Here is a 26,507-nt window from a genome sequence, read left to right as displayed (position 1 = left end):
AAACCAATCGTTAAAAAAGTTCAAAGTTTATAAAATGTTCGCTAGTTTCCGATGATTTACAGACTTTCCACTTTACTTTTGTGCAGTTTTCGCTACAATGAACGTAAGAAGTTTCCTGATTGAAGCAAAGAGAGGTGTAGCGCTATGGAAATGGAACATATTAATGAAAATACGATTCGTGTGTTAATTGGCAACGAAGACCTGGCGGATAGAGGGATTACTTTTCTTGACTTACTAGGAAACCACAAAGATGTTGAAAATTTCTTTTATAGTATTTTAGAAGAAGTTGATGTCGAAGATGAATTCCAAGGTAGTGAAGCAGTCACTTTCCAAGTCTTGCCTAAAAATGATGGCTTAGAATTGTTTATTAGTAAGAATGTCGCTATGGACGACTTGTCTTCCTTAGAAGGTCTGAGCGAAGTCAATGCAGATGTTAGCGAATTGATTCGCAAACAAATTGAAGCAGACAAAGCAGCCGCCGATGAACTTGATGAGATGGAAGCCACAGATGAAACAAACAGAAATGTAATCTTTGAATTAGATAATTTTGAAGCGATGATCCAATTATCCAAAGAAGTCTTCATGCAATCTGTTTTGACTAACTTATACACGTACAACGATCGTTATTACTTACAAGTTTTGTTCTTAACCGATGAATTAGAAAAAACAAATGTTGATAATGAAATTGCACAGATTTTAGAATTTGCTCATAAAACAACTGTCACTCAGGATACTTTAGTCGAATATGGCACTTGTATTATGGAACGCAGTGCGCTGGAATTAACACGTTATTACTTTAATGATTAAGCAAAAAAGCAAAAACTTTCGAGTTTTTGCTTTTTTTTTGATGAAAATTAAGAAACTTTGCGTAGTTTATTTATGAGAGGTGAAAATCATGTTAACAGCTTTAACGGCAGACAACCAAGAATTATTTTCTTTAATCGATTGCTCGATTGATGAATTAACACAGATACGAAGCGAACAAGCTTTTGCGTGTCCAATGTGTCATCAATCGGTCATTTTGAAGGCAGGCCCCATTAAAATACCCCATTTTGCTCATCGTAAAAAGAATAGTTGTTGGTACGAAGCAGAAGCTGAAACAGAAGAACACCTCCGCTTGAAGCAGCTTTTTGCGGAAAAGTGTTTACGCGAAAAGCTGTCCTTTCAAGTTGAGGCATACTTACCCACCTTGAAGCAACGCCCAGATTTACTCATTGGGAAGATAGCCATTGAAATTCAATGTAGTCCATTGCCAATTAAACGTTTGGTGGAACGGACGGAGACTTATCAAACTCATGGCTATCAAGTTGTTTGGATTTTAGGTGAACGATTAGTGCCTAAAGACAAGCTCACGCAATTAACGAAACAATTTCTTTACTTTTCGGAGTCCTTGGGGTTTTATTTATGGACGGCCAATAAGAAACAAGAACGAATAGAGTTACTTTGTCATATTGAAGAGAGTCAATGTCAACAATTTTATAGAAGAAAGCAATCATGGGATTTTTACGAAAAAAAATTACTAGAAATCATCCAACTACCGACTGCTAATTTAAATTTACTGCCAGATAGACGGCACACTGGCCAATTAATGCATGATTATTATCAAAAATTGACTCAACAACTTGGTTACAGAAATGCTCAGTTGCTTAGAACACAAAGCTTTTTATACACGAAAGGTTGTCACCTTCTCCAGTTACCTCCTTGGTTTTATTATCCTGGATTGAAGCTATTACCTTCTTCTGAAGAAGATATTCATTTAAAAATGCTTGTTTGGGAAGCACTAAAAACCAAAGAAGGGCGTTTAGTGACCAAACAGGAACTATGGCGTATCTTGGAAGCTAGTTTTTTGGAAGAAGGGAACTTTATTTGGCAACCGCTGCCGAATATTGGCTTAAAAAAGCTTTTTAAAATCGTGGGGAATAGCTTATTGAGATGGTTACAAGAATGTTATGTGTTAATTAAAGTAAACAATAAGTACCTAATAACTAGTATTTTCCTAAGAGAAGATCCTGAAAAGCTCATTCATTGGCTAAAAAAAGTGAAAAAACAACATTTTTTTAGTCACACGTGTTAAATTATGATAATATAATGAGTAAAACGTTTCTTAAAGGAGAGTAAACTATGAGCGAAATTAAACAATTACCAACACGTGATGAAGTTCCAACTCCATTGACTTGGGATTTAACCAAAATTTTTAAAGATGATGCTGCTTTTGATGTTGCGTATAATCAGTTGACAGAGGAGCTAAATCAAGCAGAGTCATTTAAAGGTACCTTAGGGAATGGCGCAGAAGCTTTTCTAGCTGCGTTAGAATACGTTTTAGATGTCTATCGAAAAGTGGAAACATTATATGTCTATTCTCATTTAAAAAATGATCAAGACACTACAAATACAGCTTACCAAGCTTTATATGCCAGAGCTAGTTCTTTATATGCACAAGTTAGTGAAGCTGTTTCTTGGTTTGACCCAGAGGTTTTAACATTAAGTGATGAACAAATCTGGGGATATTTTGAAGAGCAGCCGAAATTAGCTGTTTATCGTCACTATATTCAAAATATTTTAGATGAACGTCCCCATGTTTTATCGATGGAACAAGAAGCTTTACTGGCGGGGGCTAGTGAAATTTTTGGTGCCTCAAGTAATACATTTTCAATTTTAAATAATGCAGATTTAGAATTTCCAACTGTGCAAAATGCTGAAGGCGAAACGATTCAACTTTCTCATGGCGTTTATGGTCAATTAATGGAGAGTGTCGATCCATCTGTTCGTGAAGCAGCATTTAAAGGGTTGTACAAAGTGTACAAACAATTTAGAAATACATTAGCCTCAACTTTAGGTGCACATGTTAAAACGCATAATTATAAAGCAAAAATTAGAAATTATGATTCTGCTCGGGCAGCCTCTTTAGCAAGTAATCATATCCCTGAAAGTGTTCACGAAACATTAGTAGCTGTAGTAAATAAACATTTACCTTTGCTACATCGTTATGTAAAATTAAGAAAAAAATTATTAAACGTAGAAGAATTACACATGTACGACTTGTATGCGCCTTTGCTAGGTGAAGCACCAATTCGTTACAGCTATGAAGAAGCAAAAGAAAAAGCAATTGAGGCTTTAAAACCACTAGGTGAAGACTATTTATCTATTGTTAAAGAAGCTTTTTCAAGTCGTTGGATTGATGTGATTGAAAATCAAGGAAAACGAAGCGGCGCATATTCTTCCGGAGCTTATGATACAGCCCCATACATTTTAATGAATTGGCATGATAGTTTGGATCAACTATTTACATTAGTCCATGAGATGGGCCATAGTGTTCATAGTTACTATACAAGAAATAATCAGCCGTATGTTTATGGCGACTATTCAATTTTCTTAGCTGAGATTGCTTCAACCACAAATGAAAATATTTTAACAGAATATTTATTACAAACAGAGACAGATCCTAAAGTACGTGCGTATGTCTTAAATCACTATTTAGACGGCTTTAAGGGAACCATTTTCCGTCAAACGCAATTTGCGGAATTTGAGCATTTTATTCACACGGAAGATGCTAAAGGCACGCCATTAACAAGTGAATATTTGAGTGAGTATTATGGCGAGCTCAATGCTAAATATTATGGACCAGAAGTAGTTAGAGATGAAGAAATTAGTTACGAATGGGCGAGAATTCCACATTTTTATTATAATTACTATGTTTATCAATATGCAACTGGCTTCTCAGCCGCTTCGGCATTGTCTAAACATATTTTAGCTGGAGAAGAGGGAGCTTTAGAGAACTATCTTAACTACTTGAAAGCAGGAAGTAGTGACTTCCCAATTGAAGTGATGAAAAAAGCGGGCGTGGATATGACACAAGCCGCGTATATCGAAGATGCAATGAAAGTTTTTGAAGAACGTTTAACGGAATTAGAAGCTTTGGTTGAAAAATTATAGACAAAGAAGTGGGATATAAGTCCAAATGACTTATATCCCACTTTTTAACTCTTAAGATAATTGGTTAACAGCTTTTGTCGCAGCATCTTTTTTATAATAAATGTAAATGTCCATTTGGAAAATGATAATTGGAGCGACGTTTAAATTCAAAGGTTGCGTCACCTTGGTCCAGCAACGGTTCGTTATGTGGATGGACACGACATAGTTGTTTAATTTCATCCATGTTTTCAAAATTTTCGACTAAAATGCCGAAATCATTCTCGCAAGTATAGTTGTAAACGACTGCGGTAGGATGTTGTTTAATCCCCATTTCTCGAGCAACTTTTTGGTCGGTTTGGAAAGATTCTTTGACAAAATCGGATTGTCGGTCTTTACGATACATATCAATATCCCCGCCGGCTGCTAGAAGTAGTTCTTCTGATAACTCAGGAGAGTAAGCTAGACCGTCTTCAGCTACTGCTTTTTGTAAGCCAATCAACAATTGTCGGCCTTTTTTTCGGCCTTGTAACTGTGCTGCTTTATAGTCAAGAGCGGCTGAGTATAAATCTTCAAAAATTCGATTCCGTCGTTTAATGTCATTAATCGGAATATGTTGACGACTCAAAAATTCATTGATCGTTTTCATGTTTAATAAAGGAATAAAGCGCAATTGTATTTTCTTCTTGTCGTTAACAGACAATTGTATAATTTCTTTTTCAATTTCTAAACAGACGCCGCCTAAAGGATTGACGAACAAATAAATTTCAACCATTCATACTTCCTCCAATGCCATGCTTTTTCAAATACAGGTGCCAGAACGTCAGTGCTTCGAATACTAAGGGGCAGTGGTCCGCATCATTCGTTGAATCTTGTTAGGTGCAAGCGTAATGGGAATGTTCAAATCAGCCATTAATGTTTGAAACGCTTGCTTGCCGCTTTCAGCTTCAGTAACTTCTAACTCTAATTCAAAATCGTGCTGTTGGTTATACCAACTTTCGTCTAACGCAAGTAGTCCTTGAGGAATTTGTTTTTCTGCACGTGCTGTTTTTAATGAACCAATCAAATGGATCGAGGCGATTTCAATACCTAATTCTTGTAATTTCTTCGCCACAGCCCCCTCAGTAGGGAGGTGATTCCTCTTGATAAAGTGGTTCGCCGTCTCAAGCGATAAAGGGTCATTGATTTCTAATAATCCTTCTGGCGCAGGAACTTTTAAGGTTAACTCACCACGATCTGCTAATACGCGAATTCTTAAGCCCATTCGTTGTGCTTTTAATTGAAAATCGTCCGTATCAAAATAATGATTTGTTTGCGTAAAAAAGTCCGTTTTTTGAATAGAAAAATGGTCGATTAATCGTTTGAAATCTTGCGGACTAACTAATGTTTTAAATTCAATTTCTAAGTGCTCACTCATGGGGTTCTCTCTCTTTCTTAAATCACTCCAATTTTCACATATTATATAGGTTTCCGTCAAGAAAAGTGGTCTTCTCTGTGAAAAATTTTTCTAATGAAAGGCGTTTGGAAATCAAATAGCGAATAACACCCTATTTTAGGGAGGACTGTGGTAAAATAATCAGTGAATGAAATTCAAGGAAATTGAGGGATCTACCATGGAACGAGAGTGGGAGCTGTTTTTAGCGCCATATGAACAGGCGGTCAGCGAATTAAAAGTAAAACTACGAGGTATTCGTAAACAATTTCGGGAGCAAGATAAACACATACCAATTGAATTCGTTACAGGACGTGTGAAACCAGTAGATAGTATTTTGACAAAGACGGCTATTCGGCATATTCCTTTAAATCGGATTGAAGAAGAAATGCAAGACATTGCCGGTTTGCGGATTATGTGCCAATTTGTGGAAGACATTTACCAGGTAGTCGCACTTTTAAGAAATCGTAAAGACTTAAAAATTGTGGAAGAACGGGACTACATTGAAAATAAAAAAGAAAGTGGCTATCGTTCGTACCATGTGGTGGTGGAATATCCTGTGCAATTAGTCACCGGGGAAAAGATTATTTTGGCCGAAATCCAAATTCGGACACTTTCCATGAATTTTTGGGCAACGATTGAACATTCTTTAAATTATAAATATCAAGGTGTCTTTCCTGAAGAAATGAAAGAACGCCTTCAGCGAGCGGCAGAGGCAGCCTATTTATTAGATGAAGAAATGTCATCTATTCGTGAAGAAATTCAAGAAGCACAACATTACTTCTCTCATGGCCGTGGCTTGCTAGAAAACGAATACTATAAGCAAATTAAAAACGAAACACCAGAAAATCAGTAAAGGAGTCTGCTTATGAAAGTGGCGATTGTTCATAACTCGGAAGAAAAATCGAAACAAGTCACAAAACAACTGACAACACTATTAGAGCAAAACCAAATTCAAATAGACAATCGTCAACCTGAACTTGTGATTTCAGTCGGCGGAGATGGTACGCTTCTTTCCGCTTTTCATCGATTTAATCATCTGTTAAACGAAGTAAGTTTCTTAGGTGTACATACCGGACACTTGGGTTTCTATACAGATTGGCGTGATTATGAATTAAAAGAACTAGTTGAGAGTTTGTGTATTCATCGTGAAAAAAGTACGAGTTATCCATTATTAGATGTGCGGATTCGGTTTAGAGATGGGAAACCAGATAAACATTTTTTAGCATTAAATGAATCAACAATTAAACGAGGAAACCGGACGATGGTGGGCGATGTGTTTATTAAAGACGAACTGTTTGAACGATTTCGTGGTGATGGGTTGTCGATTTCGACCCCAACCGGCTCTACTGCGTATAATAAAAGTATTGGTGGGGCTGTTTTGCATCCTAGCATTAATGCGTTTCAGTTAACCGAAATCGCCTCCTTAAACAATCGTGTCTTTCGAACATTGGGGTCACCGATTGTAATCGCACATACGGAGTGGCTGGAGATTAAATTACAGGAAAGTGATGATTATTTTGTCACGGTGGACCAATTAGATATTTATCAAGAAAATATCGCTTCCGTCTGCTATCGAATTGCAGACGAACGGATTCATTTTGCCTCTTATCGGCACATGCATTTTTGGCATCGAGTGAAAGATGCCTTTATTGGTGAGGATTAATTAAACGATGGAATTTCAATGGACATATGACAAAGAAACAACACAACAAGTGAAATATTTTTTAAAGGAACAAGGCGTTTCAAAAGGGTTATTAGCTAAGGTGAAATTTCAGGGTGGTAAAATTCAAGTGAATGGGACCGCTCAAAATGCCATCTATCCTTTACAAACTGGCGATGTCGTTAAAATGACGATTCCAGATGAAGCGGAACATGAGACATTATTAACAGATGATGAACCGATTGAAATTGTGTTTGAAGATGATCATTTTTTAGTAGTTAATAAGCCTGCTGGCATTGCCTCGATACCTGCTCAGTATCATCCTTCAGGAACGATGGCGAATCGTGTTAAGGGCTATTACAAGCGTCAAAATTACGTGAATCAAGTTATTCATGTCGTGACTCGTTTAGATCGAGATACTTCTGGGCTGATGTTATTTGCGAAACACGGCTTTGCTCATGCTTTAATTGATCAAGAATTACGAGAAAAAAAGGTGACAAAAATTTATTATGCTCTTGTTGGTGGAGCGATTGAGCAGTTAAACGAGCATCAATTGATTGAAAAGCCAATTGGGCGCGACTTGTCCTCTTTATTAAAACGTCAAGTTATCGAAACGGGTCAATTTGCTAGTACAGAATATTGGCTCGCAAAAAGAGGAGCCCAAGCAGCAGCTGTGCGCATTCAGCTTCATACAGGACGAACACACCAAATTCGGGTACATTTTGAAGCAATTGGCTGTTCATTGTTAGGGGATGAGATGTATCATGGAAAGATGGATCAAGGAATTGAGCGGCAAGCGTTGCATTGCATGGAACTGATTTTTACTCATCCTTTTACCAAAGAAACGGTTCATCTGATTTCCCCACTAGCGGAGGATATGAAAAGTGTAGATGATACGTTATAATAATAAAGAGGCAGGAGGGGAAAGTGTAAGATGAATGAAGGCCAAGAAATGGAAGAGCAATTTGCCCTTCTTTTAGAAACGCTAAAAAATCAACAAATGAACGAATTTCGTGAGCTATTTTTAGCGTTACACATTTATGAACAAGGACAATTTTACCAATCGTTAGATGAAAAAGACCGACAACATTTATACAATTACCTATCTCCGAAAGAATTAGCGGATATGTTTGATGTTATCGAAGAAGATAATGAGAATATGAAAGATTATTTAGCTGAAATGCGTCCAAGTTATGCAGCAGATATGTTAGCTGAGATGTATACCGATAATGCGGTGGATTTACTAAATATGTTAGATAAAAGTCAAAAGGCGAAATATCTTAGTTTGTTAAGTAGTGAAGAAGCAGGCGAAATTAAAGAGTTACTTCATTACGAAGATGAAACTGCTGGGGCGATTATGACCACCGAATTTGTTTCGATTGTGGCGAATCAAACAGTGCGTTCTGCGATGTACGTCTTAAAGAATCAAGCGGACATGGCAGAAACAATCTATTACGTTTACGTAGTCGACCAAGAAAATCATTTAGTCGGCGTTATTTCGTTGCGGGATTTAATTGTTAATGATGATGATACCTTGATTGCTGATATTTTGAATGAACGGGTTATTTCAGTTCATGTTGGCGATGACCAAGAAGATGTCGCGCAAACAATTCGTGACTATGACTTCTTGGCTGTGCCAGTTACAGATTATGATGATCATTTGTTGGGGATTGTAACAGTTGATGATATTATTGATGTTATTGATGATGAGGCCGCTAGCGACTACTCTGGTTTAGCCGGGGTCGACGTTGAGGAAGTTAGTGAGAACCCTTTAAAAGCCGCTTCTAAACGATTACCTTGGTTAATTACGCTGCTGTTTTTAGGGATGTCTACGGCCTCGTTAATCAGTAATTATGAGTCTTTAGTTAGCGAAGCGAGTATTTTAGCCGTTTTTATTTCTTTAATTACCGGAACAGCCGGCAATGCCGGGACACAATCATTGGCGGTCGCGGTACGCCGTTTGGCTATGAAAGATGAAAAGGATAGTAATTTTGGTCGCTTAATCTTAAGTGAAGTGCTCACGGGACTAGTGACGGGGGCTGTGACAGGTTTAACCATTATGATTGTGGTTGGCGTGTGGCAACATAATCTTCCGCTTGGATTTGTGATTGGGATGGCAATGCTCTGTGCAATTACTGTGGCGAATTTAGCAGGGAGTTTAATCCCAATGTTAATGGATAAATTAGGGTTTGATCCCGCAGTTGCCAGTGGCCCGTTTATTACTACCTTAAGTGATTTAACCAGTGTATTAATTTATTTCAATATTGCCAGCATGTTTATGCGTTATTTTGTTTAAAAAATTGCACTTATTTATCATGAGACTGAGGTAAAAGGATTCGTTGGTTTGCTTGAAATCAAAAAAGTGAGATAGCCGTTGCTACGACGGCTACCTCACTTTTTTAGATACAAGAAATTAAACAATTTTTGTGCCATGGACTTCTGTGACTTTTAAAGTGTCCATCACAGTTTGAACGTTTTCTGTGGAAATACCGCCACCTGGTAAAATAAGAATCCGTTGATCTGCGTAGGCAATTAATTCTTTTAAATGATCAAAGTTGTCTTCGATAGGGGTACCAGCTGGCCCACCATGAGTTAAAATACGCGTCACACCACGCTCAGCTAACCAGTCGATCGCCTTAAATTGGTTTTCTTTCGACAAGGCATCAAAAGCCATATGGAAAGTGATTTGCAAGCCTTCAGCTGTTTCAATGAATAAGTCCAAAGCTTCTTCATCTAACCAACCGTCCTCAGTTAAACAGCCAATAACAATGCCGTCGGTTCCTAATTTCTTTGCTTCGATTAAATCGGTATGCATAATTTTTAATTCAATATCATTATAGACAAAATTGCCGCCACGAGGACGAATGATTGTCATCACTGGTACAGAATGTTCGCCAGCGTATGCTAAGACTTCTTCAATAACACCAGTACTTGGCGTCGTTCCACCTACGGCTAAGTTATCGCATAATTCGATGCGATTCGCACCTTTTTGAATGGCTTGGGGAATCTTAGTGAAATTTTCGGCACAGAATTCTTTAATCATTTCTTATCGCTCCTTGCTTTTTCTTCACAGGCATTGTACCATAATTCTGCTTACTACCATAGCCCTGAAAAAAAGAGTGCAACTTTTTATAAGAGAAAATGTTCATTTGATGAACGTAAGGAGTTTTAAATGTTAAAGAAAATTGAACGAGCACAACAATTATTGAAAAAAGAAGCAGCCGTATTTCGCTGTCCAACTTGTCATGAACCAATGCATGTAGAAGGGGTTGGTCTGATTTGTCAACAGAGGCATCAATTTGATTTATCCAAGAAAGGCACGCTATACTTTCTAAATCATGGCGTTCAGACAGAATATAATAAAAAAATGTTTACTTCTCGAGGAAAAATGATTCAAAGTGGCATGTACGCACCTGTTTTAAACAAAATTATGCACTATCTTCCTCGAAATAAAACAGTAGTCGATGTTGGTTGTGGTGAAGGGAGTTTTCTAGCTGAGTTAAGTCAAGCAGGCTTATCTGGACTGAAAATCGGGTTTGATTTATCAAAGGAAGGAATCTATTTAGCAAGTAATCAACCAATTGATGCGTTTTGGTGTGTGGCGGATTTAACGAATTTGCCATTTGCGAATGAAGGGCTTGATACGATTTTGAATATTTTTTCTCCTTCACATTATCAAGAATTTCGGCGAGTACTAAAAGCTGACGGGACTGTGATTAAAATTATTCCTGAAGAGAATTATTTAAAGGAATTACGAGTGGCTTTTTATCCCAATGACGAAAAGAAACAAAGTTATTCCAATCAAAAAGTAGTCCAACGTTTTGCCGAGGAATTAGCAGTAGAAGTAGATGAACGAATAACTTATTGCTTTGACATTCCGGAGGAAAGACGGTTGGATTTATTAGAAATGTCGCCATTAGAGTGGCAAGTTTCTCAAGAAGTTAAAGCCGAGCTACAACAGCGACCATTGAAAAAAATCACGATTGACGTCCGCTTGTTAGTAGGTCGTAAAAGATAGACTTTTTTGTGAAGAAAATCCTAAAAAAGTCTTGCAATAAAGTGACATTGGTGTTATATTACTTACAAGTTGTTTTTTCATTGGTTTTTATCAGGGTCCTGTTCTGATAAAAGTTAGTGAAGAGACCTTCACTAACGTAACGACTCGCCGTGCTAGACACCGAGACGGTACGTTTTTTTATTGGTTAAAATAGCTGCCGCCTGACATCATCGCGTCATGCGGTTTTTTTTGAAAATAAGTATTGTGGGCGCTATTTATTTTGAATTTATGCTAAAATGAACACGATTGATATTTGAGGAGCTGAAGATAGTTGACGAACCATATTGTTTTATTTGAACCACAAATTCCAGCAAATACTGGAAATATTGCACGGACATGTGCAGCGACGAATACACCGTTGCATTTAATTGAACCTTTAGGATTTTCAACAGATGATAAACACTTAAAACGTGCCGGATTAGATTATTGGAATGATGTAAATATTACGTATCATAAAGATTTGGCTGCCTTTTTAGCCCATGTGGCAGGCAAACACTTGCATTTAGTAACCAAATTTGCTCACCAAACGTACAGCGAGGTCAATTATAATGATGGCGAGGACCATTATTTCCTTTTTGGAAAAGAAACAACGGGCTTACCAGAAACGTTTATGCGAGAAAACGAAGAAAAGTGTATCCGAATTCCTATGAATGATGAACATGTGCGCTCACTGAATCTTTCTAACACTGCCGCACTAATTGTTTATGAAGCCTTACGTCAGCAAAATTTTCCGAACTTAGAACTGACGCATCATTATGAAAATGATAAATTGGATTAAAAAAAGTTAAGACAGTAACGCTTTTTTTCAAAAATGTCAGAAGAAAGTGGTTTTATTTATACTGTTGCCCAATTTTCAAGCCTAGAACAAAAAACAATTTAGATTTTTGTTCTAGGCTTATTTTGCTTGGATTACTAGAAACTTCCATGGATATTTTCGCAGGGAAGTGATAAACTAGAAAGACATATGAAGAGATAAAGAAGTTTGGAGAAGTTACATGAAATTATATTTTACACGACATGGAAAAACTGAATGGAATCAACAGAAACGATTTCAAGGAATGACAGGAGATTCGCCGTTATTATCAACTAGTTATGACGAAATTAAACAATTAGGCCAATATTTACAAGATATTCCGTTTGAAAAAATTTATTCGAGTCCGCTATTACGTGCCAAAAATACTGCGCGGGGAATTCAACAAGAATTGAATCATCCAGTTGAAATTGTTTATACAGATACCTTAAAAGAATTAGGTTTAGGGCGTCTAGAAGGACAATATATTGAAGAAATGCGTAATTTTTATGGAGAAGAATTAGATCATTTACGGCATCGTTTAGATTTGTATGATCCAACAATTTTTGATGGTGAACCAATCGAGCAAGCGATTCAAAGGATTTCAGAAACAGTTGCTGAAGCGGCGAAGCAACACGAAGGTCCAGTTCTATTTGTCGGACACGGAGCAGCGCTGACGGCGGCAATCCAAGCGATGGCTGGTAAACCATTATCAGAATTACGGACAATGGGCGGGCTGTTAAACAATAGCCTCTCAATCCTTGAAACCAAAGAGGCATCAAGGAACATGCCGTACGACTTAACGTTATGGAATGATACGTCTTTTTTAGCTAAAGAAAAAGCACAATAAGCGCACAACAGAAAGGAGGGCTTGTAGTGGTAACACTTTTTGGTGAAGACGAAGAAAAAGCCTTTATTGTTGGGACTGTACAAGCAATCTTTTTTGAAAATCCCAGTAATTTTTATAAAGTCGTTCTTGTAAATGTGACCGATACAAATACAGATTATTTAGAAAAAGAAATTGTAGTAACTGGAAGTTTTGGCCAAGTTCAAGAAGAGGAACCCTATCGTTTCTTTGGTCATTTTGTGGACCATCCTCGTTATGGCAGACAGTTTCAGGTGGATAGTTATCAGCAAGAAAGACCGACTTCGGCTAGTGGGGTGGTTAACTATTTATCAAGTGACAAATTTCCTGGCATTGGTAAACGAACTGCTGAAAAAATTGTTGAAGTATTAGGGGAAAGTGCGATTGACCGAATTATTGATGACCCGAGTGTTTTGGAAGAAGTTACTGTTTTAAATGAAAAAAAACGTCAAGTAATCGTCGAAACAATTCGCTTGAATCACGGGATGGAGCAAGTGATTGTGGGACTAAATCGATACGGCTTCGGTAGTCAGTTAGCTTTTTCAATTTATCAAACCTATCAAGAAGAAACCCTTTCTGTGATTCAAGAAAATCCTTATCAGTTAGTTGAAGATATTGAGGGAGTCGGATTTAAACGAGCGGACAATATTGCTGAACAAATCGGCATTCAGGCGGATTCTGCTGTTCGAATTCGAGCGGCGATTTTACATGAAGTGTTTGAACACTCCATTCGTTCAGGCAATACGTATGTTCAAGCAGATGTTTTATTAGAAGAAGCGATTCGGACCTTGGAAGCAAGTCGCCCAGTGGAAATCTCACCTGATCAAGTGGCCAATGAAATCATTACGTTAGTCGAACATGGAAAAATCCAACAAGAAGAGACTAAACTTTTTGAGAACAGTCTCTATTTTTCTGAATGGGGCATTGGTACTTCGATTCAGCGTTTACTTTCTCGTAAAAAAGAAATTCATTATGAGGAAGAAGAAGTCCAAAAAAATATCCGAATGATTGAGAAACGTTTAAATATTCAGTATGGCGACTCGCAACAAGCAGCGATTGAAGAAGCGATTAAATCACCGTTATTTATTTTAACTGGAGGGCCCGGAACAGGGAAAACAACTGTTATTAATGGGATTGTCTCGTTGTTTGCGGAACTAAATGGTCTTTCATTAGATCTCAAAGACTATACGCAGGAGATGTTTCCAATCTTGCTAGCGGCGCCAACTGGGCGAGCAGCGAAACGTATGAACGAAACGACAGGTTTACCTGCAAGTACCATCCACCGTTTGTTAGGCTTGACAGGTCGTGAAAAAAATCCGAGTTTAACCGCCAAAGAATTAGAAGGCGGTTTGCTAATTGTAGATGAAATGTCAATGGTGGATACTTGGTTAGCCAATACGTTATTAAAAGCTATTCCGACAAACATGCAAGTGATTTTTGTTGGTGATAAGGATCAGCTACCGTCTGTCGGTCCAGGTCAAGTCTTACATGACTTATTGCAAATTAACGAAATTCCTAAATGGGAGTTAAACGAAATTTATCGTCAAGGAGACGGTTCAAGTATTATTCCTCTTGCCCATGAAATTAAAGAAGGAAAGTTGCCTACTGATTTTCAAAAAAATCAAAAGGATCGCTCGTTCTTTGCAAGTGATATTGGTCATATTGAAGAATACATTCGACAAATCGTCACAAAGGCAAAAGCAAAAGGGTTTACGCCACAAGATATCCAAGTTTTAGCGCCAATGTATCGTGGCGCAGCTGGCATTGATGCCTTGAATAAAATGATGCAAGAAATCTTCAATCCAAATGAGGGGAAGAAAAAAGAAGTCAAGTGGAATGACACCGTCTATCGGATTGGGGACAAAGTTTTGCAACTAGTCAATACGCCAGAATTAAATGTGTTCAATGGAGATATGGGAGAAATCGTCGGAATTACTTTAGCCAAAGACTCAGAGGACAAAGTGGACGAGTTGGTTTTACAGTTTGATAATAATGAAGTAACGTATAAAAGAAATGAATGGAATAAAATTACGCTATCGTATTGTTGTTCGATTCATAAAGCGCAAGGTAGTGAATTCCGCATGGTGTTACTGCCAATGGTTCATCAGTATAGCCGAATGCTGCAACGAAATTTGCTGTATACAGCAGTGACACGTAGTAAAGAATTATTAATTCTACTAGGTGAGGTTTCTGCTTTTGAAACATGTGTCAAAAACGAATCGGCTAGTCGCATGACGATGCTAAAAGAACGAATCGTGAACGCAGAACAAATGACCTTAACAACTAGAACCCAGTTAGAAGCCTATGAAGAAGGTTTAACGGCAGACCATCCATTTACTGAAAAGGAAACAAAAGCTGTCTCTTATGAAACTGAACAGCAATCAACGAAAGCCGATCAGATCAAAGAAACAGACGAGCAATTAGTTGACACAACGGTACAAGAGGTTTCACTATTTGCTGATGAAGAGGAAATGTCAACCCCAGAAACAGCAAATAAAGCGACAAAAGTTGTCGAAGAACCATTACCAAAAGAACCACGACTAACAGTCGAAATTATTCAAACAAATGCTGTTGATCCAATGATTGGAATGAAGGATACGACGCCTTATCAATTTATGTGAGAAGAGGAAAGAGCGTGGGACAAAAATCACTTTGGATTTTTGCTTCACGCTCAAAAACTGATAAACGGCGGAAACAGAAGCATCTCCTTCGGAAATAAGCCGAAATTCTCCAAAAATTAAAGAACAATTTTCGGAAATTCCTTCTTATTTCTCGGAGTTAAACACTTCTGTCCCGACCTCTTTTTCAACCTTAAGGGACTCAGTTAAAACCAAAACAAACGTTTTTGTATGGTATAAACCATATCAATACTTCGTTTACCTAAAATTTCGCCATCTGCGTGAATGGTTTGTGGAATCGTCGAAACAATTCGAATTTTGCTTGATTGAAAATGATGAAAATGCTTAGATTTCCCTTGTTTTTGGCGAAGCAATAGGAAAATAAGCCACAAAATTTTAAAAATATTGATTCGTTCCACGACAACTAAGTCCACGACTGCTTTGCGAGGATTGGCCGTCGGCATAATTGATACGCCCCCGCCAAAATAAGGATGATTTGTGACCGTACATAGGAAAGCACGATTAAATGTGTATTGTTTACCATTCATTTCAACTAAAATTGGAAAGCCTTTTTGTTTAAAAAAGACATGAATGATTGAAGAAATATAGGAAAGCGAGCCAAGCTTAAATTTATTTAAGGCTTTTTTTGATGACGATTCGTTGGTTTTTTCCACGATTGCCGCATCTAACCCTAAGCCAACATTATTGGTGGCTAAGCCGATTTCTTCTTGGTTGGCTTCTACATAATGAATTGTTTGAATTTCTTTTGGTCGTCTGGTGCGCAGGATTTGATGCAATGCTTTATCAATATTTCTTGATAATCCCACCCCTCGTGCAAAATCATTTCCAGAGCCGCATGGAATATAGCTTAAAGGAATAGCTGAATCATATGGAAGTAATGAATTAATGACATTATGTAGTGTGCCATCGCCGCCTAGCACGACTAGGATTGGAAAAGTTGAAACGTCTAAGTCTTCAGACCAAGGAAGTAAAGTTGTTTCTGCAAGTTCCTTCGTCAATTCTTTTTCATGTCCAGCGTAATCAGTGTAAAGAGCCGTATATTTAAGTTCTTGTTGCTTGAGTTGTTGAATCACTTTTCTAGCGACTTTTCGGCCATTGCCGCTACTTGCCTGCTCGTTGATAATAAGATAGTAGTGAATGTTCATTGAGCTCCTCCTTTGAATCGCTATTGTCCATTATACCAGAGGGAGGAACTTCTGCGAATAAAGATTGCTTAAAAAAGTAAAAAATGACTAGAAAAAGGCACGAAACAATGCATGAGAGGTGAAAACTGCAAATAAGTGCAAAGTAAAACAGGGCTTTCATTGACTATTTTGACTTTCCATATTAGAATGTGAACTGTTGCAATTGTAACCAAGGTTCATCAACCATCCCTTGTAAAAAAACTCGGAGAAAGAAGGAAAAAGTATGCAAAATTCGTTTCAAGCCAATCTAAAGCTAAGAACAGTCTTAGCCAATGGTATCATTATGGGCTTATATATTGTCCTCTCTTTATTGGTTCGGCCAGTTTCTTCTGGTATGATTCAATTTAGAATTTCAGAAAGTTTGAATCACCTAGTCGTTTTCAATCGCAAATTGATGTGGGGTGTTTTAGGCGGCGTTATCTTTTTTAACTTATTTTTTGGTTTCGGTGTAATGGATGCTCTGTTTGGTGGAGCGCAAACATTATTTGCGTTGAGCTTAACAGCTTTTTTACAAAAAAAGGTACCAAGTATTCCTGTTAGAATGTGTCTAAATAGTCTATTTTTCACTGTAAGTATGTTTTTTATTGCCTTTATGCTAGTACCAAGTGGCGGTCAAGCATTTTGGACAACTTATGGTTGGTTAGCATTAAGTGAAGCGATTATTATGACGATTTCAGCACCAATCATGTATTTTATCAACAAGTCATTAAAATTTGAAACACGTATTTAATTGAAAAGATGTGGATAGAAATGATTCATCCTTTGAATGGCAGTGAAGAAAAGTGTCGTTGCTATTAGTGAACTAAGTGATAGAATGAACTGTTTCTACCTCGTCTTTTTTACATAAAGAATAAGATCTACATTTTTTCTAAAAATTTTCATGTAAAACTTTACTAGTCTGTTGGAATACACTATGATAGTGTAAGATAAACGGACTATTGGAAAGTCACAGCAGAGGAGTTTGAACATGTACACATTTAAAATCGGTATTCCGGCAGAAGTACACGATACATTTGTTAAAAATCACCCATTATGTAATTTACTACAGTCATCTTCATGGGCAAAAGTCAAGGATAACTGGGGTTCTGAAATTGTTGGGGTTTATGAAAAGGATACATTAGTTGCATCAAGTTTAGTTTTAATCAAACCATTACCAGCCGGTTTTACGATGTTATATACACCAAGAGGTCCAGTAATGGACTATACAAATGAACGTTTGGTCAGCTACTTTATGGCTGAATTGAAAAAATTTGGCAAGAAAAAACGAGCTTTATTTATAAAAATGGATCCAGCGGTTCACTATCAAGATTTTCATTTGGGAGAAGAACATCAACCGCATGCTGAAGCGACATCTATTATTGAGACCTTGAAAAAGGCAGGGGCCAAATATCAAGGACTGACAATGGATATGGGGGCCACCATCCAGCCCCGCTTCCAAGCGAATATTTATCGTGAAGATTTTAGTGAAGAACAATTGTCAAAAAGCACCAAGAAAATGATTAAAACAGCTGAAAAAAAAGGGGTCGTTGTGCAGCAAGGGCATGTTGACTTTGTTGATGAATTTGAAAAAGTCATTCAATCAACCATGGAACGCCAACATATTTCTTTACGGAATAGTGATTACTTTAAGAAGCTGTTGAACATTTACCCAGAAGACTCCTTTATTATGCTGGCGCAAGTCAATTTAAAGGAACGCTTAGATAGCACGCGACAACGCTATGACAAAAATCAAAAAGACTTGAGTAATTTGAAAGAAAATCAAGTGAAAAAGCGCCATAATTTAGAAGAATTAGATGCTTCCTTGACTCGGGAACTAAAAGAATTAGAAGAAAATATCGCAGAAGCTGGTGAAATCGTCACGGTTGCTGGCGCCTTGGCTGTGACATTTGGTCCAACAAGTGAAATCCTTTATGCTGGCTTAGATGATCGTTATAAACGCTACATGCCAACTTATGTGACTTGGCGAGATGCCATTCAAGAATGTTTTAACCGTGGCTGCGAAAGCTGTAATATGGGCGGCTTAGAAGGTAGTTTAAATGATGGCTTAATTAAGTTTAAAGCGAACTTCAACCCAACGATTAATGAATTTATTGGGGAATTCGATTTACCGGTTAATAAATTATTATTTAAGGCCAGTGAATATGCCTATAAATTACGAAAACAAAAAAAATAAATAAAAAACACAGGGACTAAAAATCAAACTTGATTTTTAGTCCCTGTGTTTTTTTCTATAGTTTTTGCGTTGCATTCCGTTTCATTAAGCGAAGCAAAACGCTAGCAATTGCTGAAGCAGCTACACCAGCAACAAGAGCTTCTGGCACACCAGAACTGAAAATCGTCGCAATAATAGCTAGGTAAACAGCAGTTCCAGCTTTACCAATAATTTCAGCATAAGCTGAATTAAAAAGAAAATAAATCATGTTCATGACTAAAATGGTATTCGTTGCTGAGCCTAAAACACCAGCAACAAATAAGGAGACAGGTTGCGCTTTTTCCTTCGTTAATTTATTTAGCCATTTGTAAGCGAAATAAGGAACGACCCCAATTAAAATCCGCGGAATTAGCACAATTAAAAGAGCCTTCCAACTACCGTGATCGGTACCGATCACGGGAATAAATGGAGAAAAAACAAACGACAAAGGTGTTGGTGCTGTCGTATTTTTAATTAAGCTAATGATCCCAAACGTGCCGCCCAACATACTACCGATTTTTGGCCCTAAAACAATGGAACCAATAATTACAGGAATATGCATCGTGGTCGAATTTAAAGGACCTAATGTGATAAATCCTAGCGGGGTTAAAGCCAGTAAAAGTAAGATAGCTAAGAACATGGCTGTTAACGTAAATTTTTTCGTGTTATTCATAAATTACTCCTTGTTATCAGATGCTAAAATTTTCATCACTGTTTGAAGAATATCTTCAACAGTGGCAAGTGCGCCACGACCATAATCGCCACAAGCTAATAGAGCTTCACGTGGGATTATTTCTTGATAGCCGACTTCTTTTAAAATGCCAATATTTCGTTGGACAATGAGGTTTTGGTACATATACGTATTCATCGCGGGCGCAATAATTTTGGGTGTTTCAGGATAAAGCGCCAAAGCAACTGTTGATAGTAAGTCGTCGGCAATCCCATGGGCTAATTTCCCAATTGTATTGGCCGAAGCAGGTGCTACTAAAAATAAATCCGCTTTTTTAGCTAACTCAATGTGATTAATTTTACTGGGATCAATTTCCATCATGACATCCGTATGCACTGGATTCTTAGAAAGTGATTGTAACGTCAGCGGAGTGATGAACGCTGTGCTGCTTTTAGTCATTAAAATTTCCACATTGTAGCCAAGCTTAGCTAGTTGACTTGTAATATCTGCTGCTTTATATGCAGAAATGCTGCCAGAGACGCCTAATAAAATAGTTTTCATTGTTGTTCTCTCCATTTCTTTTCAACATTTTTAACGATCATTGAACCAATCCCTTGTTTTGAACAAGCTTCTTGGACAATGCCCGTTTCGTTAATTAATAATCCTTCGTGTTCTGTTTCATGAACATTCATCAAGTCATTGGCTAAGACAAAGTCACACCGATTTTTAATCAAAGCGGCTTGTGCAACTTGGACAAGTTCTTCTTGTGAAACGTTGACAAGTAATTTAAAGCCCACTAAAACAGTTTGGGGTTGCTTGTCACGAATCATTTGGATGACTTTAGGATTTTTCTTTAGAAAAATTAATAATCGGTCCGTATCAGATGAAATTTTTGTTGCTGTTTGAGGAATATCAGCAATCTGATTCAATGTGTTTTGAACGATAGTTACCAAGGCTTCTTTGGTCTTTGGCAATGTTTGTTCGCTTAATTGTTGCGCAAAAGAATCAATAAATTGTTCTTCCGTTTGCGCGGTTTCCGTCGTAAAATCACTGACTGCCATTGCGTGAACAATCGCATCAAATTGCTTTTCAGCAAAGAGTTGTTCTAACGTAGTGGCTAATTCAACCGTTGTTTCTATTTCTTTAATTGATAAGTCCAATTGTTGGGTTGGACGTAATGCATGTTTGGTTGTTACGTAGGTTACGGTGTGTCCAGCAGCTAAAAAACTTTCAGCAATTGCTTTTCCTAGTCCGCCAGAAGAATGATTGGTAATCGAACGAACATTATCAATCGGTTCTGACGTTCCGCCAGCAGTAACTAAAACATCCATAATCAAAACGCCTCCTTAAGAAATTCGGACAATGGTCCGTCCAATATGTTGGCCTGCTTGTAATGCTTCAAAAACAGGGGGAAGTTCTTCTAAAGTAATCTCTTGATACACAGCTTTTTCAGTGATGTCTAAATCAGTGGCAAGACGTTGCCAGACTATTTTTCGTTTGTCCATACCAACATTAACCGAATCAATGCCCAATAAATGAACGCCCCGTAAAATAAAGGGTAAAACGGTTGTCTCTAATGTAATTCCAGCAGCGCGGCCACAAATGGCTGAACGGCCATCATAACGAAGTTGTGGTAAAACAGCAGAAGTAATTTCCCCACCAGTGGTATCAATTGCAAAAGCAAAACGCTGTTTCATCAATGCTTTAACAGGAGTTGCTAAGAAATCTTCTACTAATAAGCATTCACTAACACCTAACTCTTTTAAAAGCTCAAAAGAATCTGGCTTTCTAGTTAATGCAGTGATTGAAGTGTAGCCTAATTGATGCAACATCGCAATAGACAATGTCGCAACACCGCCTGTCGCACCAGTTACAATAATGGGGGCTTCTTTGTCGTCTCGTAAGCCATCGTCTTCTAAAGCTGTGACAGATAATCCGGCCGTAAAGCCAGCAGTTCCGAAAATCATTGCTTCTTTGAGACTCATTTTTTCAGGAAGTGGAACTACCCAATCGCCAGGAACACGCACATATTCAGAATAACCACCAGTATGACTAACTCCTAATTGATAACCTGTTACGATCACTTTATCGCCTTCTTTGAAACGAGGATCTTCCGATGTGACAACAGTGCCACTGACATCAATTCCTGGAATCATTGGATAATTGCGAATCACACCGCCGTCTTTTTTTGAAGCTAAAGAGTCTTTAAAGTTAACTGAGGAGTAGGCTGCTTTGATTACTACAGTGCCTTCTGATAAATCGTCTAAAGTAATGGTTTCTAGTTGACCAATAACAGATGTATCTTGTTCTCTTAACGTAAATGCTTGAAATGAATTCATATAAAAACTCTCCTTCCAATTATGTAAAAAAGCAACTCGTCTTATTTTATCATATTCTGATTTTTTCGTATCATTTTTCTTCTTATAAACAGTAAGTTATACAGAAAAGAAAGATTGTGTGACAATTAGACTAGAAAAATAAAGAAAAATGGTTGAAATTTTTCAAAAAGTTCGTATACTAAAAAAGGTAAAACTAAACTGTAAGTTTAGTATTACAAAACTTTTGTTGAAAAGATTAGCTGAAAATAGAAACGAGGTGTGCCATGGAAATTGGTGAGAAGTTGAGAAATTTACGCATTCAGAAAAATTTGACACAAGAAGAATTAGGCGAAAGAACGGATTTATCCAAAGGCTATATTTCCCAATTGGAGCGGGATTTAAGCTCACCATCAATGGAAACATTTTTCTCAATTTTAGAAGTACTAGGCGTGACGCCAGAGCAGTTTTTTAGTCAGCAACCGCTTGAACAGAAAATTGTCTACAATGAAGAAGAAAGTACCCTCTATTATGATGAAGAACATGGCTATGAACTAAAATGGTTAATTCCAGCCTCAAATGAAAAAGAAATGGAACCTGTCATTATTACTTTTGATAAAAATGGCGAATATAAAACGTTTGAACCTTCTCTATCGGAAACATTTATTTATGTGATTGATGGCTCCATTCGTTTGACATTAGGGGAAGCCACGTATATTGCTAAAAAAGGTCAAACCATGTATTACCAAGCAACAGAACCTCACCAAATTAGCAACAATGGTCGAGGAAAAAGTCGTGCGTTAATTGTGGCGACAGAATCGTATTTATAAAGGACGAAATGGAGGAGTTTATCCAGTGAGAAACCATGTGATTTCATTTGAAAATGTTGTCAAACAATTTGACGATGAACCAGTATTAAAAAATGTCAGCTTTGAAATTGAAGAAGGAAAATTTTATACCTTATTAGGACCTTCAGGATGTGGTAAAACAACGATTTTGCGTATTATTGCGGGATTCAATGACGTGACTTCTGGCGATGTTTATTTTGATGGTAAAAGAATAAATGATGTACCTGCCAATAAACGCCAAGTCAATACCGTGTTTCAGGATTATGCTTTGTTTCCTCACATGAATGTTTTTGATAATGTTGCATTTGGTTTAAAAATCAAAAAACTATCCAAAGCAGAAATTGAAAAAAAAGTGAAAGAGGCATTACGTTTGGTTCAATTACCGGGCTACGAAACACGTGAAATTAGTGAAATGTCTGGGGGCCAACGTCAGCGGGTCGCAATTGCACGAGCGATTGTCAATGAGCCAAAAGTATTGCTTTTAGATGAGCCGTTATCCGCTTTAGATTTGAAATTACGCACAGCGATGCAATATGAACTACGTGATTTACAACAACGTTTAGGAATTACTTTTATTTTTGTGACCCATGATCAAGAAGAAGCATTAGCGATGAGTGATGAAATTTTTGTCATGAATAAAGGTCATATCGTGCAAAGTGGCACACCAGTTGATATTTATGATGAACCGATTAATCACTTTGTTGCTGACTTTGTGGGGGAAAGTAATATTGTGGACGGCGTGATGCTGGAAGATAATTTAGTTTCATTTGTGGGCAAAAAGTTTGAATGTGTCGATGGCGGCATGCGGAAAAATGAACCTGTAGAAGTCGTTTTACGTCCAGAAGACTTAACGATTACCACGCTTGAAAAAGGCAAGCTAACCGTAACGGTGGACACGCAGTTATTCCGCGGCGTTCATTATGAAATTATTTGTTTTGATGAACAAGGAAACGAATGGATGGTGCATTCCACTCGAAAAGCCAAAGAAGGCGCTCAAGTAGGGCTCTCCTTTGAGCCAGAAGATATTCACGTGATGCGCTTCAATGAATCAGAAGAAGACTTTGATGCCCGTTTAGAAAGTTACGACGAGTAAACGAAAGGGGAAAATAAAATGAAAACAATGCGTCGAATTTATTCGATTCCCTATGTAATGTGGTTACTTTTATTCGTCATTGCGCCAGTGCTAATGATTATTTATCAATCATTTTTCGATATGAATGGCCAGTTTACCTTGGCGAATTACCAAACGTATTTTACATCAGGAACGTATTTAAGTATGACCATTAATTCAGTGTGGTATGCTTTTCTGATTACCATTTTTACGTTATTGGTAAGTTATCCTACGGCTTATTTTTTGACAAAGCTCAAGCATAAACAGTTATGGTTAATGCTAGTTATTTTACCAACGTGGGTGAATTTATTATTAAAAGCTTATGCCTTTATTGGGATTTTCAGTATTCATGGGAGTATCAATCAGTTTATGAGTTTTATGGGTTTGGGCACGCACCAGATTCTGTTTACAGATTTCAGTTTTTTATTTGTCGCAACGTATATTGAAATTCCATTTATGATTATGCCGATTTTTAATGCCTTAGAAGAGATGAATCCTTCATTGATTAGTGCTAGTCGGGACTTAGGAGCTAGCAGTGCGGAAACGTTCCGCCGTGTCATTTTTCCTCTCTCCCTAAACGGTGTGAAAAGTGGCGTTCAAGCTGTCTTTATTCCTTCGCTCTCGCTCTTTATGTTAACGCGTTTAATTGGCGGCAATCGGGTGATTACGTTGGGAACGGCGATTGAGGAACACTTCTTAGTAACGCAAAACTGGGGCATGGGTTCAACAATTGGTGTGATTTTAATTGTTGCCATGTTTATTGTGATGTTGCTGACGGGTGAGAAGAAGAAAGGGCGTGGCAAATAATGCAAAAGAAAAAGTTTAAATGGTCTTATGTGTATTTATTCGTTGTCTTTGCGTTACTGTACGCACCGATCTTTTATTTAATTTTCTATTCGTTTAACGATACGCAAACGATGAATCAGTTTACTGGCTTTACATTAGATAATTATCGGAACGTTTTTAAAGACACACGTTTGTTAACCATTGTTCTGAATACGTTTTTGTTAGCTTTCTTATCGGCTTTAATAGCAACCATCATTGGAACATTTGGTGCGATGGGGATTTATTATACAAAACGTCGTAAAAACCGGAACACATTGCTTAGCTTTAATAACATTTTACTCGTTTCACCAGATGTTATTATTGGGGCCAGTTTCTTAATTTTCTTCACGGCAGTAGGGTTTATCAGTTTAGGTTTTACAAGTGTGTTATTGTCGCATATTGCCTTTAGTATTCCGATTGTTGTTTTAATGGTTTTACCAAAACTACAAGAGATGAACGATTCTATGGTAGATGCGGCAAGGGATTTAGGGGCCAATAATGTTCAAGTGATTAAAAATATCATTTTGCCTTTTTTAGCGCCAGGAATTATTGCTGGCTACTTTATGGCCTTTACTTATTCGTTGGATGATTTTGCCGTAACATTCTTTGTGACAGGCAATGGTTTTTCAACATTATCTGTTGAAATTTATTCACGAGCACGTCAGGGAATTAGTTTAGAAATCAATGCCTTAAGTGCGTTAGTGTTCCTATTCTCAATGATTCTAGTTGTCGGTTATTACTTTATCAGTAAAGACAATACGCCAAAACGTTTAAAGAAAATGCGTCGGGAACAAAGTGAGGTGGCCAAGTTAAAATGAAAAAATTACAGTCACTTTTTATTGGAATTATCGCTATTATTGTCATCTTGTTTTTTGGCGTGCGCCAATTGGAGAAAGCAAGTGGCATGGCAGGAGCAGATACCTTGACCATTTACAATTGGGGGGACTATATAGATCCAGCCTTGATTAAGAAATTTGAAAAAGAAACAGGCTATAAAGTCAATTACGAAACCTTTGATTCTAATGAAGCTATGTATACAAAAATTCAGCAAGGTGGCACAGCCTATGATATTGCCATTCCTTCTGAATATATGATTCAAAAAATGATGAAAGCAAAGATGCTTTTACCACTTGATCACAGCAAATTAAAAGGCTTAGAAAACATTGATGCACGCTTTTTAGATCAATCCTTCGATCCCCAAAATAAGTTTTCCGTTCCATACTTCTGGGGCACGTTGGGGATTATTTATAATGATAAATTTATTGACGGCCGTCAGATCCAACATTGGGATGATTTATGGCGCCCGGAATTAAAAAATAATGTCATGCTGATTGATGGCGCTCGCGAAGTGTTAGGATTATCTTTGAACAGTTTAGGCTATTCGTTAAACAGTAAAAACGACCAACAATTACGTCAGGCTACCGATAAGTTAAACCGATTAACGAACAATGTCAAAGCAATTGTTGCCGATGAAATCAAAATGTACATGGCTAATGAAGAAAGTGCAGTTGCTGTAACTTTCTCTGGTGAAGCTGCTGAAATGCTAGAAAACAATGAACATCTACATTATGTGATTCCCAGTGAAGGCTCTAATCTCTGGTTTGATAACATTGTGATGCCTAAGACAGCCAAAAATAAAGACGGCGCCTATGCATTTATGAACTTTATGTTACGACCAGAAAATGCAGCACAAAATGCAGAATATATTGGTTATTCCACACCAAATAAAGAAGCTAAAAAACTATTACCAAAAGAAGTTGCCGAAGATAAACAATTTTATCCAGATGATGAAACCATCAAACATTTAGAAGTTTACCAAGATTTAGGTCAAGAATACTTAGGAATTTATAACGATCTGTTCTTGGAGTTTAAGATGTATCGGAAATAAAAAAAGTACCTTCGTAACTTTCGAGCCGCCCCTAAAAGTTAGATTTTTAGTCTAACTTTTAGGGGCGGCTTTTATTCATACAAGCTTCTAATTGAGGCACAAAGAATCCTGTGCTACACT

General features: G+C 37.4%; 26 protein-coding genes. 18 read left to right on the top strand and 8 right to left on the bottom strand.

All coding sequences use genetic code 11. The features are described 5' to 3' along the window. Nucleotides 1-144: 144 nt before the first annotated feature. The 3 genes from IGJ41_RS11065 to pepF all read left to right on the top strand — a co-directional run bounded on the left by IGJ41_RS11065 (nt 145) and on the right by pepF (nt 3,933). On the top strand, nt 145-807 hold the full coding sequence (locus tag IGJ41_RS11065; protein ID WP_002356478.1) for an adaptor protein MecA: 663 nt from the start codon (nt 145-147) through the stop codon (nt 805-807). Nucleotides 808-895: 88 nt separating this feature from the next. After that, nucleotides 896-2,074 carry a competence protein CoiA gene (locus IGJ41_RS11060; RefSeq protein WP_002381473.1) on the top strand — a complete coding sequence of 393 codons (1,179 nt, stop codon included), beginning with the start codon at nt 896-898 and terminating at the stop codon, nt 2,072-2,074. A 47-nt stretch (nt 2,075-2,121) separates the two neighbouring features. Beyond that, entirely contained in the window at nt 2,122-3,933 is a 1,812-nt protein-coding gene (gene pepF, locus IGJ41_RS11055) for an oligoendopeptidase F (protein ID WP_002356480.1), read from the top strand. Between the two features lie 91 nt (nt 3,934-4,024). On the opposite strand, the gene IGJ41_RS11050 is transcribed toward pepF, so the two are convergent. Together IGJ41_RS11050 and IGJ41_RS11045 are read right to left on the bottom strand one after the other, a co-directional pair. Further along, a complete protein-coding gene (locus tag IGJ41_RS11050) occupies nt 4,025-4,684 on the bottom strand; it encodes a ClpXP adapter SpxH family protein (protein WP_002356482.1) in 660 nt (219 codons plus the stop codon). A gap of 63 nt (nt 4,685-4,747) precedes the next feature. Continuing rightward, nucleotides 4,748-5,326 carry a CYTH domain-containing protein gene (locus IGJ41_RS11045; protein ID WP_002395485.1) on the bottom strand — a complete coding sequence of 193 codons (579 nt, stop codon included), beginning with the start codon at nt 5,324-5,326 and terminating at the stop codon, nt 4,748-4,750. Nucleotides 5,327-5,522: 196 nt separating this feature from the next. On the opposite strand from IGJ41_RS11045, the gene IGJ41_RS11040 reads away from it, so the two are divergent. From IGJ41_RS11040 to mgtE, 4 genes are read left to right on the top strand one after another with little or no spacing between them, the layout of a single operon-like run. After that, nucleotides 5,523-6,197 (top strand): GTP pyrophosphokinase, encoded by a 675-nt coding sequence (locus tag IGJ41_RS11040; RefSeq protein ID WP_002356484.1) that lies wholly within the window; start codon nt 5,523-5,525, stop codon nt 6,195-6,197. 12 nt (nt 6,198-6,209) lie between these two features. Further along, a complete protein-coding gene (locus tag IGJ41_RS11035) occupies nt 6,210-7,007 on the top strand; it encodes an NAD kinase (protein WP_002356486.1) in 798 nt (265 codons plus the stop codon). Nucleotides 7,008-7,014: 7 nt separating this feature from the next. Further along, nucleotides 7,015-7,908, top strand: coding sequence for an RluA family pseudouridine synthase (locus IGJ41_RS11030; protein ID WP_010713158.1), 894 nt, complete (start codon nt 7,015-7,017; stop codon nt 7,906-7,908). Nucleotides 7,909-7,938: 30 nt separating this feature from the next. Next, a complete protein-coding gene (gene mgtE, locus IGJ41_RS11025) occupies nt 7,939-9,300 on the top strand; it encodes a magnesium transporter (protein WP_002362548.1) in 1,362 nt (453 codons plus the stop codon). A gap of 117 nt (nt 9,301-9,417) precedes the next feature. On the opposite strand, the gene cutC is transcribed toward mgtE, so the two are convergent. Continuing rightward, complete coding sequence (gene cutC, locus IGJ41_RS11020; RefSeq protein ID WP_002359565.1) at nt 9,418-10,047, bottom strand: copper homeostasis protein CutC; 630 nt, start codon at nt 10,045-10,047, stop codon at nt 9,418-9,420. A 129-nt stretch (nt 10,048-10,176) separates the two neighbouring features. Between cutC and IGJ41_RS11015 the strand changes: the two genes are divergently transcribed. The 4 genes from IGJ41_RS11015 (at nt 10,177) to recD2 (ending at nt 15,337) form a co-directional block, all read left to right on the top strand. Continuing rightward, entirely contained in the window at nt 10,177-11,022 is an 846-nt protein-coding gene (locus tag IGJ41_RS11015) for a methyltransferase domain-containing protein (RefSeq protein ID WP_173961584.1), read from the top strand. Nucleotides 11,023-11,332: 310 nt separating this feature from the next. Further along, nucleotides 11,333-11,839 carry a tRNA (uridine(34)/cytosine(34)/5-carboxymethylaminomethyluridine(34)-2'-O)-methyltransferase TrmL gene (gene trmL / locus IGJ41_RS11010; RefSeq protein ID WP_002356493.1) on the top strand — a complete coding sequence of 169 codons (507 nt, stop codon included), beginning with the start codon at nt 11,333-11,335 and terminating at the stop codon, nt 11,837-11,839. A gap of 217 nt (nt 11,840-12,056) precedes the next feature. Beyond that, the gene (locus tag IGJ41_RS11005; RefSeq protein WP_010823103.1) at nt 12,057-12,701 is read left to right on the top strand and encodes a histidine phosphatase family protein; all 645 of its coding nucleotides are present in this window, start codon (nt 12,057-12,059) and stop codon (nt 12,699-12,701) included. Between the two features lie 26 nt (nt 12,702-12,727). Next, on the top strand, nt 12,728-15,337 hold the full coding sequence (recD2, locus tag IGJ41_RS11000) for an SF1B family DNA helicase RecD2 (RefSeq protein ID WP_438714436.1): 2,610 nt from the start codon (nt 12,728-12,730) through the stop codon (nt 15,335-15,337). A 203-nt stretch (nt 15,338-15,540) separates the two neighbouring features. On the opposite strand, the gene IGJ41_RS10995 is transcribed toward recD2, so the two are convergent. After that, complete coding sequence (locus IGJ41_RS10995; protein WP_438714434.1) at nt 15,541-16,500, bottom strand: diacylglycerol/lipid kinase family protein; 960 nt, start codon at nt 16,498-16,500, stop codon at nt 15,541-15,543. Between the two features lie 262 nt (nt 16,501-16,762). Between IGJ41_RS10995 and IGJ41_RS10990 the strand changes: the two genes are divergently transcribed. Both IGJ41_RS10990 and IGJ41_RS10985 read left to right on the top strand, forming a co-directional pair. Then, a complete protein-coding gene (locus IGJ41_RS10990) occupies nt 16,763-17,269 on the top strand; it encodes a QueT transporter family protein (RefSeq protein WP_173961582.1) in 507 nt (168 codons plus the stop codon). A gap of 237 nt (nt 17,270-17,506) precedes the next feature. Beyond that, on the top strand, nt 17,507-18,712 hold the full coding sequence (locus tag IGJ41_RS10985; RefSeq protein ID WP_002408714.1) for an aminoacyltransferase: 1,206 nt from the start codon (nt 17,507-17,509) through the stop codon (nt 18,710-18,712). Nucleotides 18,713-18,767: 55 nt separating this feature from the next. Here IGJ41_RS10985 and IGJ41_RS10980 read toward each other — a convergent pair whose 3' ends face one another. The 4 genes from IGJ41_RS10980 to IGJ41_RS10965 are packed head-to-tail and all read right to left on the bottom strand — an operon-like array spanning nt 18,768 to nt 21,739. Further along, the gene (locus IGJ41_RS10980; protein ID WP_002356501.1) at nt 18,768-19,403 is read right to left on the bottom strand and encodes an ECF transporter S component; all 636 of its coding nucleotides are present in this window, start codon (nt 19,401-19,403) and stop codon (nt 18,768-18,770) included. 3 nt (nt 19,404-19,406) lie between these two features. Beyond that, complete coding sequence (gene coaC / locus IGJ41_RS10975) at nt 19,407-19,961, bottom strand: phosphopantothenoylcysteine decarboxylase (protein ID WP_104855681.1); 555 nt, start codon at nt 19,959-19,961, stop codon at nt 19,407-19,409. Then, nucleotides 19,958-20,731 carry a phosphopantothenate--cysteine ligase gene (gene coaB / locus IGJ41_RS10970; protein ID WP_078131043.1) on the bottom strand — a complete coding sequence of 258 codons (774 nt, stop codon included), beginning with the start codon at nt 20,729-20,731 and terminating at the stop codon, nt 19,958-19,960. The genes coaC and coaB overlap by 4 nt, the downstream gene beginning before the upstream one ends. Before the next feature lie 15 nt (nt 20,732-20,746). Then, entirely contained in the window at nt 20,747-21,739 is a 993-nt protein-coding gene (locus IGJ41_RS10965; RefSeq protein WP_002356506.1) for a YhdH/YhfP family quinone oxidoreductase, read from the bottom strand. A gap of 263 nt (nt 21,740-22,002) precedes the next feature. Between IGJ41_RS10965 and IGJ41_RS10960 the strand changes: the two genes are divergently transcribed. Genes IGJ41_RS10960 through IGJ41_RS10940 form a run of 5 tightly spaced genes read left to right on the top strand, consistent with a single transcriptional unit; the run spans nt 22,003 to nt 26,387 of the window. Then, entirely contained in the window at nt 22,003-22,545 is a 543-nt protein-coding gene (locus IGJ41_RS10960; protein ID WP_002356507.1) for a helix-turn-helix domain-containing protein, read from the top strand. Between the two features lie 25 nt (nt 22,546-22,570). After that, on the top strand, nt 22,571-23,656 hold the full coding sequence (locus IGJ41_RS10955; RefSeq protein ID WP_002356508.1) for an ABC transporter ATP-binding protein: 1,086 nt from the start codon (nt 22,571-22,573) through the stop codon (nt 23,654-23,656). An 18-nt stretch (nt 23,657-23,674) separates the two neighbouring features. Then, the gene (locus IGJ41_RS10950) at nt 23,675-24,481 is read left to right on the top strand and encodes an ABC transporter permease (RefSeq protein ID WP_002356510.1); all 807 of its coding nucleotides are present in this window, start codon (nt 23,675-23,677) and stop codon (nt 24,479-24,481) included. Continuing rightward, nucleotides 24,481-25,317: an ABC transporter permease gene (locus IGJ41_RS10945; RefSeq protein WP_202524659.1), complete on the top strand. Its 837-nt coding sequence runs from the start codon at nt 24,481-24,483 to the stop codon at nt 25,315-25,317. Before IGJ41_RS10950 ends, IGJ41_RS10945 begins: the two co-directional genes overlap by 1 nt. Then, nucleotides 25,314-26,387, top strand: a complete 1,074-nt coding sequence (locus IGJ41_RS10940) for an ABC transporter substrate-binding protein (protein WP_002362278.1) — start codon at nt 25,314-25,316, stop codon at nt 26,385-26,387. The genes IGJ41_RS10945 and IGJ41_RS10940 overlap by 4 nt, the downstream gene beginning before the upstream one ends. Nucleotides 26,388-26,507: the final 120 nt, after the last annotated feature.

The sequence above is a fragment of the Enterococcus sp. DIV1537a genome (assembly GCF_051712085.1).
In the GTDB taxonomy this organism is placed as follows: Bacteria; Bacillota; Bacilli; order Lactobacillales; family Enterococcaceae; genus Enterococcus; species Enterococcus faecalis.
The sequence above is the reverse complement of the archived record's forward strand: the minus strand, read 5'-3'. Positions and strand labels throughout refer to the sequence as shown.